A 13,881-nucleotide genomic window follows, 5' to 3' on the forward strand; every position below is an offset into this window, starting at 1 on the left:
CGGCACACCACTCCTGGCGGGGTCGGGACCCCGTAACAAGCAGGTAAATGCAATCGGTTGCGCAATCTCATGTCGTATAGAGGGAGGTTGTACCGAATATGCCACTCAGTGGAGTTCGAGTTTGTGGCAAGCGGTTGAGAGCGGTGCGGATCGCCTTGGCGGCGGTACTGGGCCTGCTCGCCGCCGTCGCGCTCGCGTTGCCGGCTTCGGCGCAGACCAGCACGCTCACCGTCGCGACCAACGGCGACGACGCCAACCCCGGCACCGTCGCCGCTCCCCTGCGAACCATCCAGCGCGCCATCGATCTGGCCGAACCCGGCACCGTGATCCAGATCCGCGGCGGCACCTACGACCCCAGCGTCAACATCCGCATCGAGAAGAGCGGCACCGCCTCACAGCCGATCACCATGCGCGCCTACGACGGCGAGCATGTCGTCATCGACGGCGAGAACATGCCCAACACCCCCGCCCCCTTGGGTGAGTCGTACCCGCGCATCGAGCGCGGCGCGATCCACGTCGGCGGCGACTGGTGGCGCTTTGAGGACCTGGAGATCATCAACGGACCTTATGGAATCTTCGCCATCGAGTCCAACAACAACATCTACCGGGACCTGGTCACCCGCGAGAACTACGAGACCGGGCTGCACCTCGTGCTCGACTCCAGCGACAACCAGGTCATCAACCTCGACAGCTACGGCAACCGGGACCCGCGCAAGAACGGCGAGAGCGCCGACGGGCTGGCCATCAAGCAGGGCACCGGCTCGGGCAACACCGTGGTCGGGGCCAGGATGTGGAACAACGCCGACGACGGCTTCGACTCCTGGGACTTCCTCAGCCCGATCCGCATCGAGGACTCGGTCGCGTGGGGCAATGGCGTCAACCGCTGGGGCTTCCCCGAATGGGAGGGCGACGGCAACGGCTTCAAGCTCGGACGCGGCGACGCCGACCACGTCGTGACCAACAGCATCGCCTTCGAAAACGCCGTGGGCGGATTCATCGACAACGGCAACACCGCCTCGCTGCGGCTGGAGAACAACACCGCCTGGGACAACGGCGGCAGCGGGTTCCTCTTCGACCGCTCGACCTCGACGCTGAACCGGAACCTGGCCGTGAGCAACGGCAGCGACGTCGATCTCGGGCCGTCCGGCGGCAGCGGTAACTCCTGGGACATCAAGGACGACTGGAGCAACGCCGACCTGGTCAGCACCGGCACTTCGGCCATCAAGGGCCCGCGCGAGGCCGACGGCTCGATTCCCGCCACGGACTTCCTGCTCCCGCGGGACCACCCGGACCTCGGCGCCGACTTCAGCGGCGACGGTGGCAACACGGGCGACCCTGGCCGATACGAGGCCGAGGACGCTCCGGCCGTTTGCGCCGGCTCTATCGACGCCAACCACGCCGGATACTCCGGGACCGGGTTCTGCAACACCGACAATGCCTCCGGTGCGGCCGCGCGGTTCACTGTCGAAGCCGCCGGTTCCGGCACGGCTACTGTGAAGATCCGCTACGCCAACGGTGGCTCGTCCAACCGACCTGCCGACATCGTCGTCAACGGCGCGACGGCGCAGTCGATCTCGTTCGAGGCCACCGGCGCGTGGGCCAACTGGGCGACCGCGACGGTCACCCTGCGGCTGAACGCGGGCAACAATGCGCTCTCGTTGACCGCGACCGGTTCCGACGGCCTGCCGAACATCGACTACCTGGACGTCACGACCGGCGCCGCCTGACGGTCGGGACCGGGACCTGAATCGAGAATCCGGGTGAGGAAGCCCCAGCAGGCCGAGCCTCCGGGGCCTCCTTGTCCGGGAAACCCACGCAGCTACGCCCCGAATGGACGGACAGCGTGAGCACCGGGCGCACGGAGGAAAACCGTCTATCACGTTTGCGCAGCCTCGGATTGCTCGGGAGACTCCCGAAACTCAAGAGGCCGTCGCAACGGGTTCGATCACAGATCCGCGCGCAATCACAAGCAGAAAGGTCGCTGATGAAGAAGTCGTTCGGAATCCGATCACGGCTCACGGCCGCGCTGATTGCCGCCTTCGCCACGATCACACTCGCTGTCGCTGCCGGCCCGCCGCCCGCGCCGGCACAGGCCGACGCACTTCCCAGCAGCTTCGAGTGGGAGTCGAGCGGCGAACTGGTCACACCGCAGCAGACGGCTCCGGGCCGTGAGTTGGCCTCGATCAAGGATCCGACAGTGGTCAGCGTGGGCGGCGAGTACCACGTCTACGCCACCACCGCCGATACCGGCGGCGGCTGGAGCATGACCTACTTCGGTGGGTTCTCCGACTGGTCCCAAGCCGGGCAGGCCGAGCAGTACCACCTGTCGCAGACCGCGATCGGCGGCGGCTACCGCGCCGCGCCGCGCCGCAGCTGTTCTACTTCGAACCGAGAAATGAGTGGTACCTGGTCTACCAGACCGGCCTTCCGTCGTTCTCGACCCTTTCGGACCCGAGCCGACCGCAATCGGCCAGTGCGCCGCGGAACTTCATGGGCGCTTACCCACCGATCGTCCACGACACCGCCGGAGACGCCGGATACGTGGTCGACCACTGGGTCATCTGCGACGAGGTGAAGTGCTACCTGTTCTACAACAACGACAACAACTACTTCTTCCGCTCCGAGACGACCGTCGAGGAGTTCCCGAACGGGTTCGGCGACACCGTCGTCGTGATGGCCGATCCCGGCAACAATCGCATCTTCGAGGCCATCAATGTCTACAAGGTCGGCGACACCGGCCAGTACATGATGGTGATCGAGGGCATCGGCTCCGACGGCGCGCGCTACTTCAACTCCTGGACCGCCGACAGCCTCGACGTGGTCGGTTCGGAGTGGACCCCGCTGGCAGCCACCGAGTCCAACCCGTTCATGCGGCACAACAACGTCGCTTTCGCGCCCGGTGCGCCGGCCTGGACCCGGGACTTCAGTCACGGTGAGCTGATCCGCGCCTCCAACGACCAGACACTGACGATCGACCCGTGCCACCTCCAGTTTCTCTACCAGGGGAAAGACCCGAACGTCGGCGGCGACTACTCCCAGTGGCCCTGGCGCCTAGGACTGGTCACCCAGACCAACTCTCCGGCCGGCTGCGATGACGGTGACAGTGGCGAGTTGCGGGCGGTGGCGGCGGACAACTGTCTGGACGTGCCGAATGTGTCGACTCAGCCGGGGACGCAGTTGCAGATCTGGGACTGCTGGGGAGGAGTCAATCAGCAGTGGACTCTGCCCCAGGCCGGCGAGCTGACGGTGTACTCCGGTGGCGACCGGCGATGCCTGGACGCCGCGGGCCGCGGTACCGCCAACGGCACGGCGGCGACCATCTGGACATGCCACGGCGGGGACAACCAGAAATGGAACCTGAACGCCGACGGGGCCATCACCTCGGCACAATCCAGGCTCTGCCTCGACGTCAGCAACTACTCGACGACCAACGGCGCCAAAGTCCACCTGTGGACCTGCCACGGCGGCACCAACCAGCAGTGGATCCTCGGATGAGTCGCTGACGGCACCCAATCACCCCGGCGGGACTGACCAGGCATGTTGCAGTGCCCCGCCGCAGGCCTCTCACCCTCCGCTCTTCGCCTGGCAGAGCAGCACCCAACCGCCACAGGGACCGTCACCGACGGCGGACCTGGCTGCGGCCAACGTCGATGCCCAGCCGCCGGTACCAATGTCGGCTCGGCGGGCGTGCCGGTCGGCGAGCGGACCGGGCACTGCCTCGGGATGTTTCTTCAGGGCCTGCGTGCCAGCGGAGTGGGTCGGCGCACTGGTCGGTACGCGCGATGGGTTGGGCGACGCCGCCGCTGCCGGCGCGGCTGCCTCCCACTGACGACCTCGCTGTCGATTCCCTACGGGAGCGATCATTCGCACATTCCGGGTCGGCAGCCGAGTCATCATGGGGCACCGGGGCGGCCGACCGTTGGAAGCCTCAAGCGGCAGGAGTCTGTGGCCGGGGGTTCTTGAGTGCGGTGGCACAGGACATGGAACCCGCAAGAGGGCCTCGCGGGACCATCCTGGCCCCCCTACAAGCCGTTGATCAACCAGTGCTCTGGGCGGATCTTGATGCCCCGCACAAGCACGACGCACCGTCGAGCGAGTCCCGAACGGTCGGCCGACGAACACGGCGCGGAGGCGGTGACCTGTCCGATGGCGAGGCGGGGGCCTGTGTCGTCGGCCGGCGTCCTCGGATCGCCATCGAGGCGCGCCGCGGAGTACCGCACGCGTTCATTCCACTGTCCGGTTGAACGTCATGCCTGATCAGAGCTGTGATCGTTGGTCTCGACGGGACGCCGGGCGTGGGCGGCGGGCGTCTCAGACTGGAACGACGGCCAGTCTGATGCCGAGCCCGATGAGTACGGAACCCATGAGCCGGTCGAGCACTGCCGAGAGTGCGGGCCTCGCGAGCCGGCGGCCCACCCGGGTAAGCAGGTAACTCATCCCCGGGTACCACGTCATGAGCACCGCGGTGTGAGCGGCGAGCAGCGCGGCGGCCGCCGGGACGACCGCATCGTCCGGCCCGATGAACTGGGGGAACACGGTGGTGTAGAAGATCCCCACCTTGGGATTGAGCAGGTCGCCGATCAGACCGCGGCGGAACCCGCCGACCTCGGACAGCTTCGGCGCAACACCGTCGGGCCACTGGACCGCAGACCTGCGCCGGGCCGAGCGCAGGGCCTGCACGCCCAGCCAGATCAGGTAGGCGGCGCCCGCCAGTCGGAGTGTGTCGTATGCCACGCGCGAGGTCGCCAGCAGCGTCGCGAGCCCGAGCACGGAGCCCACCGCCCAGAAGACTTTGCCGAGCGTCAAGCCGACCGTGGCGGCGACCGCGGCACGTTGGCCGCCCTGTCGCGCGCAGCCCAGCACGACCGTGAGATTGGCGCCCGGAGTCGCCGCGAGGACCAGGCACAGGGCGACGAAGGAACCCAGCTGGGCCCAGCTGAGTCCTAGCACGCCAGCTCACCGCCACCGGCTGCCAGTACGAGCGCCGTCACCGGTTCTTCAGTGGAGGGCCCGCGGGGTGGCGCGGGCCCGTCCTTTAGGACATCCCCGGCCAGCAGCACACGGAGGCGGCCGCAGGCGCAGCGCTGGTAGAGCAACCAGCCCAGGGATGTCGAGTGCTTCGACAAGGTAAGGAAGAGGCATGCAGTCATGCCGTGAGCGTGATGCAATGAGTAAGTGCATTTCAACGCTTACGGTGGCAACGCGGCCCTGCTGGCGGCGGCCCTGGCCAACCTCGACGACCGGTGCGATGCCCGCACCGTTGAGACGCTGCTGGCCGAGCACCGGGTGGCGCGCGCCCGGCTGACCGACGAACAGCTCAAGCTGCTGCGGGCGTGGCGCCTGTGCCTGTGGGAGGCGTTCGCGGCCGCCACAGCGCTGGAGCAGGTCGCCGTCGTCAACCGGTTGCTGGCCGATGCGGCGGCCCGCCCGTACGTCTCCACCCACGACGGTCAGCCGCCGCACCTGCACTACGCCGACGAGAACGCCGACATCGTCACGCGCGTACGGGCCGCCACCGCGGCCGGGCTCGCCCTGGTACTCACAGAGACCGATCCCTGCCGTCTCGGGCAGTGTTCGGCACCAGGCTGCCGCACGGTCTTCGTCGACGTGTCCCGCAACGGCCGCCGCGCATACTGCTCACGCCTGTGCGCCACACGCGTCCACGTCTCCGCACACCGCGAGCGGAAACAGCGCCGGTAGATCAGCGACCAGAAGACCGTGCACAGCGTTCCGCACCGCACCTCCTGCCGGGCACTTGGCGTGTCGGAGGCGTGGTTTTACAAGTGGCGCCGCCGGCCGTTGGAGCCGACGAAGCGCGAGGCCAGGCGGGCGGCGCTGGCCGGGAGGATCCGCTGCTTCTTCGACCGCTCGGGCCAGACGTACGGCTCGCCGAGGATCACGCTGGATCTGTGGGAGGAGGGCTGGCAGGTGTCACAGAACACGGTCGCCGAGATCATGGCCGAGCTCGGCCTGCAGGGCCGCAAGCCGCCTCGCCGACGCCGTTCGCTGACCCGCCCCGGCAAGCGGAAAGCCGCTCCTGACCTGGTACGGCGAAAGTTCGACGCCATCGCCCCGGACGTCTTGTGGTGGGGCGACATGACGGAGATCGACACCGGCGAGGGCACGCTCTACCTCGCATCCGTCCACGACGCCTTCTCCCGCCGGGCACTGGGCTACGCGATGGGCGAGCGGCACGATGCCGCGCTGGTCAGCGCCGCCCTGCAGATGGCGATCGTGACCAGAGGCGGCCAGGTGGACGGCGTCATCTTCCACACGGACCGCGGCAGCGAACCCGCCGAGGCGTTCCAGCAGCTGTGCGGCCGCTGGGGCGTGGTGCAGTCGATGGGGCGAGTCGGTTCGGCCCTGGACAACGCCGCCGCGGAGTCGTTCCACCCGGTCCTCAAGGTCGAGTACGTCCACCGGCACAGCTTCGCCACCCGCGCCGAGGCGAGGCTGAAGATCGCCACGTGGATCGCGGACTTCTACAACACGAAGCGGCGCCACAGCGCGGCCGGCGGGAACCCGCCCGTCGAGTTCGAACGGATCATCCAGGAAGCGCGAGCCCGGACCGATCAGGAAGGCCGGGCAGCATAACCAAAGTCTCTACGCAACCAGGGGATTGACAATCGTCCGCTTCCCGGCGAAACGCAACAGCGTTGGAAGCACGTCGGGTTCGGGCCGGGGCCAAGTGCGGACGCAGAGGCGTGATCGTCTCGGTCCTGTCCTCGGCCTACGGCAGGTATGAGGCAGAAGGCCGCGTCACCGTGGGGGCGGAGGTGACGTCGTGCGCTCCGCGGTGACGCCTTGTGCTCCGGGGACGAATCCACGGCAGTCCGGCAGCGTCTTCTCGTATCCCCGGGCCAGTGACCTCGGTCACGGCCGTTCATAAGGTTCCCCTACCTCGCGTTACCGGAGCATCACCGCCCGGTTTCGGCAGCCCATCGCAGCCCTGCGGCGCAGCCGCTCCCGCTTGCCGTGCCCGCAGAAGGAGAGATCGTGAACGAACCCCTATCGCTCGCCCACCTGGTGCGCAGGCGCGCCGACACCAACCGCGACCTCGATGTCCTCACCTTCGAGACCGACGGCCACACCCGGGTGCGCACCTACGGCGACCTCTGGACGAACGCACTGCGGCTCGCCGACGCCCTCTCGGCGCTCGGCATCTCCCGCTCGGACGGCTTCGGGCTGCTGCTGTACAACGAGCCCGAGTTCATCGAGTCCATGATCGCCGCGAACGTGCTCGGCGCCGTCTTCGTCCCCCTCGATCCGCGGCTGCGCGGAGACCGGCTGGCCTTCATGGTCGCCGACGCCGGATGCCGTGGCGTGGTGTGCGGCGCCGACGCCGTCGACGCCGTGCTCGCGGTCGCTCCGCAGGTGCCGAGCCTGGAATGGATCATGGTCGTCGGAGGGGCAGGCCACGAGGGCGTGCGGTCCGGTGTCCGGGTGGTTCACGCATCCGATGCCGCGCATGGGGCACCGCCCGTGCGGGACATCGCCGTACGCGATTCCGCCGACCCCATGCAGATCATGTACACCTCCGGGACCACCGGGGACCCGAAGGGGATCGTCGTCCCGCATGCCCGGTTCGTCGCCGCCACCGCATTCGGCCGGGAGCTGTTCGACTACCGCCCCGACGACCGCCCGTACACCGGGCTGTCCCTCACCCATGGCAACGCCCAGTTCGTCACCGTGGCACCGGCACTCGGCCAGGGGCTGCGGGCGGTGATCAGCCGGCGATTCACCAAGTCCCGCTTGTGGGACGTCATCCGGGAGCACGGCTGCACGACCTTCTCGCTGCTGGGCGGAATGGCCACCGCCATCTACAGCGAACCGCCATCCGAGCGGGACCGGGACAACCCGGTGCGGCACGTGGTCAGCGCCGGGATGCCCGCGGCGGTCTGGGAGGCGTTCCGTACCCGGTTCGGCGTCGACATCATCGAGTTCTACGCCGCCATGGAAGGCGGTATGGCCCTCAACCGGGCGGGTGAGGGCCCGGTGGGCAGCTGTGGCCGGGTGGTGCCCCAGCTGATCGGCCGGGTTCTCGACCCCGACGGCCAGGAGCTGCCGCCCGGCACCGTGGGCGAGCTGTGCTTCCGCTACGCGGACGGGAGCCCGATTCCCGTGCGGTACCTGGGCAACCCCGAAGCCTCGGCCGCGAAGACCGTCGGCGGCTGGCTGCACTCCGGGGACGCCGTGGTGATGGACGCCGACGGCTGGGTGTACTACCGGCACCGGATGGGCGGCGGCATCCGCCGCAACGGGGAGTTCCTCGACCCCGCCCGCATCGAGCGGACCGTGGCCGAGTGCCCCGAGGTGAGCGACGTCTTCGTCTACGGCGTCCCGGCCGCCTCCGGAGCACCGGGCGAACGCGAGCCCGTCGCCGCGGTCATCCCCGCCGACGCCGCCTCCTTCGACCCCCAGGCCGTCTTCACCTGGTGCCGCGAGCGCCTGGAGCCGAGCCACGCGCCCGCCTACGTCCAGACCGTCGACGACATCCCGAAGACCGCCTCCCAGAAGCCGCAGGAACGCTTCCTGCGCCAGATGTTCGACCAGCACCCCGACCGCGTCGAGCGCGAGATCGCGCCGGCCGGAACCGTCACTTCGACAGGAAAGTGAGCGCCACCATGCCCCAGCCAGACGTCGTCCTCTACGGAGCGAGCGGCTACACCGGGAAGCTGGTCGCCCGCCAGCTCGCCGCGCGCGGCATTCCGTTCGTGGCCGCCGGCCGCAACGGCAACCGTCTCAAGGCCGAACTCGGCGCCCTGCCCGAACTCGACGAGGCCGCGTACGAGATCGCCGAGTTTTCCGCGGACGAGGCGGCCCTCACCGAACTGCTGCGGGACCGCAAGGTCGTCTACAACACGGTGGGCCCGTTCATGCAACTCGGCGAGCCCGTCGTACGCGCCGCCCTGGCCGCCGACTGCCACTATCTGGACAGCACGGGCGAGCAGGACTGGATGCTGCACAGCCAGCGCGCGTTCGGCCGGCAGTTCGCGGAGCGCGACCTACTGCTCATCCCGGCCCTGTCGATGATGTGGACCTCGGGCAACCTGGTGGCCGAGCTGTGTCTGGAAACGCCGGGTGTAGACAGCCTGGACATCCTGTATGTGCCGCGCGGCAGCACCCCGTCGGTCGGCTCGACGCTGTCCTTCCTGCGCATGTGCTGCCAGCCGCAGTACCGGCTGGTCAACAACGAGCTCGTGCAGTGGCCCGCCGCCACCAGCTTCCAGGCCACCTCACCCGGCATCCACCGCACCCTCGACTGCCTCCCGTGGAGCGGAGGCGGCGAGCCGGTCTGGTTCGCCGAGGACGAACGGGTCCGCCACTGCGAGACCCTGGTCTCCTTCGGCGATCCCAACGCGATGGCCGCGGTCCTGAACCTCACCCGCGAATTCGCCGACAAGTACGCGCACCTGCCCGCCGAGGAGCAGGAGGCCGCCACCAACAACTGGGGCCACCAGATGGCCGCGAGCGAGCCGCCCCGCGACGACGCGAACATCAGCCGCACCATCGTCTCCTGCCAGGGGCGTGGCCTGACCGGCGGCGTCAACGCCGTGCTGTGGGGCAACTGCGGCTACGACCAGACCGGCGTGATCGCCGCCGGTGCCATCGAGCGGCTGCTGCGGGAACGCCACCGAGCCGTCGGCTTCGTCTCCCCTGCCCGCGCCTTCGGCGCCCGTCCCCTGCTCTCGGAATGGTCCGAGGCCGGTCTCGTCGAATTCGAGCTGCGCGGATGACCACCGCCGTCCGTGGAAACCTGCCCGTCCAGGAGTGGGCGGGCAGCCCCAGGACCGCCCTGGGCCCGTGGGGTGCCGAACCCCCGCTGCCCGCCGAGGTCACCGAACTCCGCGCCCCCCTGCGCCGCTTCGCCACCGAATCATGCGCCCCATCGGCCGGGAACTCGACCGCCTCACCGCCGCCGAGGTCGCCGACCCCGAGTCCCAGCCGTTCGAGTTCCACCGCCGCTACTCCGAACTCGGCATCACCATGGACTTCCTCGGCCGGATAAGTGCCGAGGAGCGCGGACTGCTCTTCCCGATCCTGTTCGGGGAACTCGGCTGGGGCGACACGGGCCTGGCCATCTCCAGCGGCGCCCGCATCGTGCCCCAATGCATGGCCGCCAGGATGGGCAACCGCTTCATCCTCTTCTGCGCGGCCGAGGGACCCGACGGCCCGGACCCCAAGCGCGGCGTCCGCGTGGTGGTACCCATGGACGCTCCCGGCGTCACCTGCGGCAAACCGCTGGAGGAACTGGGCCGGCGCGCTCTGCCGCAGGGAGAGATCCTCTTCGACAACGTCCGCGTCAGCACCGACCACCTGCTCGCCGGCCCGGGCGACTTGCAGCGGGCCGTCCACGCCATCCACTCCGACGCCAACGTGCTCATGGGCGCCGTCTTCACCAGGGTGGCCCGCGCGACCTACGACCTCGCACTGGACTACGCCCACGAGGGGCCTGAGCGCTGCGGGCGCGGCTCCGGGCGACCGGGGCCGCGCCCGGCAACCGCCGGACACCCACCGACAGGAGAGCCCGAACGATATGCAGAACGCCTATGTGGCCGGAGCGGCCACCACCCGCTTCGGCAAGTTCCCCGGCGCCACGGTCCGTTCACTGACCGAGGAAGCCGTGTCCGCCGCCCTGGCCGACGCGGGGATGACCGCCCGCGACATCGAGGCGGTCTACTTCGGCAATGCCGCCGACGGCGTGCTGAGCGGCCAGGAAATGATCCGCGGCCAGGCAGCCCTTCGGCACACCGGGTTGCTCGGAGTACCCATCGTCAACGTCGAGAACGCCTGCGCCTCCTCCTCGACCGCCTTCCACCTGGCCGTCGCGGCGGTCACGTCGGGCAGCGTGGACGTGGCGCTCGCCGTGGGCGCCGAGAAGCTCACCCACCCCGACAAGACCAGGTCCTTCGCGGCGATCGGCGCCGCCGTCGACCTCCTCCAGCTCGACGAACTCAAGGCGTGGAGCCGAAGCGGCACACCCGAGAAAGCGGACGACTCCAAGAAGTCCTTCTTCATGGACATCTACGCCGCCAACACGCGGGCCTACATGGCGCGCAGCGGGGCCACCCGGGAGGACTTCGCCGAGGTCGCGGTCAAGAGCCACCGCCACGCCGCCCTCAACCCCAACGCGCAGTACCGCACACCGGTCACCGCCGAGGAGGTCCTCACCAGCCGTATGGTGTCCGACCCGCTCACCCTCCTGATGTGCTCGCCCATCGGCGATGGAGCGGCAGCGGTCGTGGTGTGTTCGCCACGCCGGGCCCGGAGCGTGCCCGGCCCGGCGGTACGTGTACGAGCCAGCGTGCTCGTATCCGGAAGCGACCGGCCGGACGCCGAGCCGGCCGCCGCCCGCGCCAGTGCCGCGGCTTATGAGCGGGCGGGCCTGGGCCCACAAGACCTCCACGTCGTGGAGGTGCACGACGCCGCGGCCCCGGCCGAGCTGATGGTCTACGAGGAACTCGGCCTGTGTGGCCCGGGCGAGGGCCCCGCACTGCTGAAGTCCGGCGCGACCGCCCTCGACGGACGCCTCCCGGTCAATCCCAGCGGCGGTCTGCTCTCCCGCGGCCACCCCTTGGGCGCCACCGGCTGCGCGCAACTGGTCGAACTCTCCGGCCAGTTGCGCGGCCGCTGCGGACCACGGCAAGTGCCCGGGGCCCGGGTCGCGCTCGCCGAGAACGGCGGCGGGTTCCTCGGCACGGATCCGGCCGCCATGGTCGTCACGATTCTCACGGCGGACTGAGACGCCGACCGCCACTCCCCCGAGCCTCATCACCATCCCTACCGGAAGGCAGGAAGAAGGTGTCCGAGCCCAGAACAAGATCGCTCTGGTCACCGGAGCCGCCCGCGGAATCGGGGCCGCGGTGTCGGCCCGGCTCGCCGAGAAGGGCGCGGTCATCGTCCTCACCGACGTCGACGAGGCGGGCGTGCTCCTCGGCATGAAGCACACCGCTCCGCTGATGGCCGAGTCGGGCGGCGGGGCGATCATCAACCTGTCCGCCGTCGCCGGGATAATCGGATCCGCCGGCCACACGCTCTCTACGGAGCGAGCAGGGGAGCCGTGCACCACCCGTACCCCGTTTACGACGCTGCCCCGGGACCCACTCGGCCCGGGGCAGCGGTCATGCGGCCGCCGAACCAGTCGCAGGCCCGCAGGGCAAGTTCCAGATTCGCCGTGTCCTCCTCCCACGGACGGCCAAGACACTCCACCGCCTTCTGCACCCTGTACTGAACGGTGTTCTTGTGCAGCATCAGTCGCTCACCCGTCGCCGTGAAACTGCCCCGCAGCGCGAGGAAGAGGTGCAGGGTCTCCCTGAGCCGGGCGAACCGTTCGCCCTCCTGGGCAAGCGATCCGAGGACGGAGTGAACCCAGTCTCGGGCGGCGTCCGGATCGGACCACATCAGCGCCAGCGGACCCACTTCGGCGAACCAGGTGGCCTGCGCGTGCTCCGGCCCGCCGAGCGCCGCCGCCGTATGAGCCAGCTGCGCCTGCCGGTGGGTGGCCCTGAAACCCGCTACGCCGTGAGCCGGTTCACCGAACGCCACTCGCACCTGACATCGGCCCAGCACCTCGTCCAGACTGCTCCGCACCGGTGTGCGGCCACATGGCAACGCGATCCAGGCCCAGGCGAGCTGCTCGTCGCGGGGGACGAACAGGGCAGCGCCACTGCCGATGGCGCGGGCCAGTTCACCCACCACCCGCTGCGGATCCGCGACCGCTTCGACCGTGTGCTCTGGTCCGCCGCCCCAGATGACGAGCCCGAGATGATCCTGCCGCAGGGGATGGTTCAGGACGGCCTCGGCCTCGTCGATGTCGGTGCCGGAACCCGACAACAGCGCTTTGACCGTGGACAGTTGCGCCACGGCGTGGTGCCGCAGCCAACGATCCCGCTCCCGCTCGTGGGCGGCGGTGACCTGCTCGGAGACGATGTCGACATAGGAGAACAGCCGCCGGTTGAAGACCGGACCGGCGAGAGCCAGTACCTTCACGTCCGCTGCCCGCCTGCCCAGCTCGTCCAAGCAGCCGGACAGGAACCTGGCATGGGCAAGCTGGTACGCCCTGACCAGCACACTGGTCGGGAAGTCCCGCTGGGCCAACCGCCGAGCCCACTCGACCGCGGCCACCGGAGCCTCGACGCGGTCCAGGTCGATGCGGTGCTGCATCAGGTGGAGCATCAGTGCGACGTTCTCCTCGATGCTGGCGGTGAGCATGCCCTCGATGTACGGGTCCCCGCGCAGCGAGGGAATGTCCGCAAGGATCTGGGCCCGCAGCTCGTCGCTGATCTCGGGGATACGCTGGGCGAGCTCGCCGACCATGTCCCGGATGAGGAGATCGACATCGCCCTCGGTGTCCACGCTGCCTCCTTGCCCCCGAGACGGAGCGGGTGCCTACGACCAGAATCGCGCCCGGCCGTGCCCGCATGGTACTGCGACCGGCGCGTCCATGGCCCGGACATGTGCTGCAACATGGCACACCGGCTGTGTCCCGCCTCCGGGTGCGGATGACCGTGGCTCCGTGGTTGCCGCAACCGCCATCTCCCAGAGCACCGCCGACCGCTGTCCGGGCTGGTGCTGCGCGACGTACCGGCACCCCGCCCGAAACCCGGCTGGTCCCGGGTACGGGTCGTGGCCTCCTCCTTCTCCCTGGTGAGCAAGACCCACGCCACCGGCGCCGACCTGCTGTGGCGCGTCTCGGACTCCTTCACCCTACCCGTCCTTGAGGTGCTGGACGACGGCACCTACCTCTCCCACCTGCGCGAACAGCGAGGCCGACGCACCCTGACGTCCGTTTCATCGAGTGCACCGTCACCCGCGCTGACGACGACACCGCCACCTCCGAGCTGTTCTGCCTGATCACCACACTGCTGGACCCGGGGACGG

Annotated in this window: 11 protein-coding genes and 2 pseudogenes; 10 read left to right on the plus strand and 3 right to left on the minus strand. The window is 69.3% G+C overall.

Going from position 1 to position 13,881, the window contains the following annotated elements; all coding sequences use genetic code 11:
- The first annotated feature begins 143 nt into the window (after positions 1-143).
- The 3 genes and pseudogenes from ACWD3C_RS18425 to ACWD3C_RS18435 all read left to right on the plus strand — a co-directional run bounded on the left by ACWD3C_RS18425 (position 144) and on the right by ACWD3C_RS18435 (position 3,495).
- The gene (locus ACWD3C_RS18425; RefSeq protein ID WP_451145093.1) at positions 144-1,727 is read left to right on the plus strand and encodes a right-handed parallel beta-helix repeat-containing protein; all 1,584 of its coding nucleotides are present in this window, start codon (positions 144-146) and stop codon (positions 1,725-1,727) included.
- 257 nt (positions 1,728-1,984) lie between these two features.
- Positions 1,985-2,278: pseudogene (locus ACWD3C_RS18430) on the plus strand (non-reducing end alpha-L-arabinofuranosidase family hydrolase); the annotation flags it as partial.
- Between the two features lie 128 nt (positions 2,279-2,406).
- Positions 2,407-3,495, plus strand: coding sequence for a non-reducing end alpha-L-arabinofuranosidase family hydrolase (locus tag ACWD3C_RS18435; RefSeq protein ID WP_451145264.1), 1,089 nt, complete (start codon positions 2,407-2,409; stop codon positions 3,493-3,495).
- An 816-nt stretch (positions 3,496-4,311) separates the two neighbouring features.
- Here the strand turns inward: ACWD3C_RS18435 and ACWD3C_RS18440 are convergent.
- Both ACWD3C_RS18440 and ACWD3C_RS18445 read right to left on the minus strand, forming a co-directional pair.
- Positions 4,312-4,950: a LysE family translocator gene (locus tag ACWD3C_RS18440; protein ID WP_451145095.1), complete on the minus strand. Its 639-nt coding sequence runs from the start codon at positions 4,948-4,950 to the stop codon at positions 4,312-4,314.
- Complete coding sequence (locus ACWD3C_RS18445; RefSeq protein ID WP_451145097.1) at positions 4,944-5,150, minus strand: hypothetical protein; 207 nt, start codon at positions 5,148-5,150, stop codon at positions 4,944-4,946. Before ACWD3C_RS18445 ends, ACWD3C_RS18440 begins: the two co-directional genes overlap by 7 nt.
- Before the next feature lie 25 nt (positions 5,151-5,175).
- On the opposite strand from ACWD3C_RS18445, the gene ACWD3C_RS18450 reads away from it, so the two are divergent.
- The 6 genes and pseudogenes from ACWD3C_RS18450 to ACWD3C_RS18475 all read left to right on the plus strand — a co-directional run.
- Positions 5,176-5,700, plus strand: a complete 525-nt coding sequence (locus tag ACWD3C_RS18450) for a CGNR zinc finger domain-containing protein (RefSeq protein ID WP_451145099.1) — start codon at positions 5,176-5,178, stop codon at positions 5,698-5,700.
- An 18-nt stretch (positions 5,701-5,718) separates the two neighbouring features.
- A complete protein-coding gene (locus tag ACWD3C_RS18455) occupies positions 5,719-6,594 on the plus strand; it encodes an IS3 family transposase (protein WP_451145101.1) in 876 nt (291 codons plus the stop codon).
- Between the two features lie 402 nt (positions 6,595-6,996).
- Positions 6,997-8,616 (plus strand): AMP-binding protein, encoded by a 1,620-nt coding sequence (locus ACWD3C_RS18460; RefSeq protein WP_451145103.1) that lies wholly within the window; start codon positions 6,997-6,999, stop codon positions 8,614-8,616.
- An 8-nt stretch (positions 8,617-8,624) separates the two neighbouring features.
- Positions 8,625-9,737: a saccharopine dehydrogenase family protein gene (locus ACWD3C_RS18465; RefSeq protein WP_451145105.1), complete on the plus strand. Its 1,113-nt coding sequence runs from the start codon at positions 8,625-8,627 to the stop codon at positions 9,735-9,737.
- An 800-nt stretch (positions 9,738-10,537) separates the two neighbouring features.
- On the plus strand, positions 10,538-11,743 hold the full coding sequence (locus ACWD3C_RS18470; protein ID WP_451145107.1) for a thiolase family protein: 1,206 nt from the start codon (positions 10,538-10,540) through the stop codon (positions 11,741-11,743).
- Positions 11,744-11,828: 85 nt separating this feature from the next.
- Positions 11,829-11,909, plus strand: a pseudogene (locus ACWD3C_RS18475) (oxidoreductase); the annotation flags it as partial.
- Between the two features lie 172 nt (positions 11,910-12,081).
- On the opposite strand, the gene ACWD3C_RS18480 reads toward ACWD3C_RS18475, so the two are convergent.
- Positions 12,082-13,356, minus strand: a complete 1,275-nt coding sequence (locus ACWD3C_RS18480) for a PucR family transcriptional regulator (protein WP_451145109.1) — start codon at positions 13,354-13,356, stop codon at positions 12,082-12,084.
- Between the two features lie 291 nt (positions 13,357-13,647).
- Between ACWD3C_RS18480 and ACWD3C_RS18485 the strand changes: the two genes are divergently transcribed.
- Complete coding sequence (locus tag ACWD3C_RS18485) at positions 13,648-13,854, plus strand: hypothetical protein (RefSeq protein WP_451145111.1); 207 nt, start codon at positions 13,648-13,650, stop codon at positions 13,852-13,854.
- Positions 13,855-13,881: the final 27 nt, after the last annotated feature.

This window comes from Streptomyces sp. NPDC002845 (genome assembly GCF_053591955.1).

Bases quoted from the DNA above. Each gene is read 5' to 3' on its own strand.
- ACWD3C_RS18465 (WP_451145105.1), top strand. From the start codon at position 8,625: ATGCCCCAGCCAGACGTCGTCCTCTACGGAGCGAGCGGCTACACCGGG.
- ACWD3C_RS18445 (WP_451145097.1), bottom strand. From the start codon at position 5,150: ATGACTGCATGCCTCTTCCTTACCTTGTCGAAGCACTCGACATCCCTG.
- ACWD3C_RS18470 (WP_451145107.1), top strand. From the start codon at position 10,538: ATGCAGAACGCCTATGTGGCCGGAGCGGCCACCACCCGCTTCGGCAAG.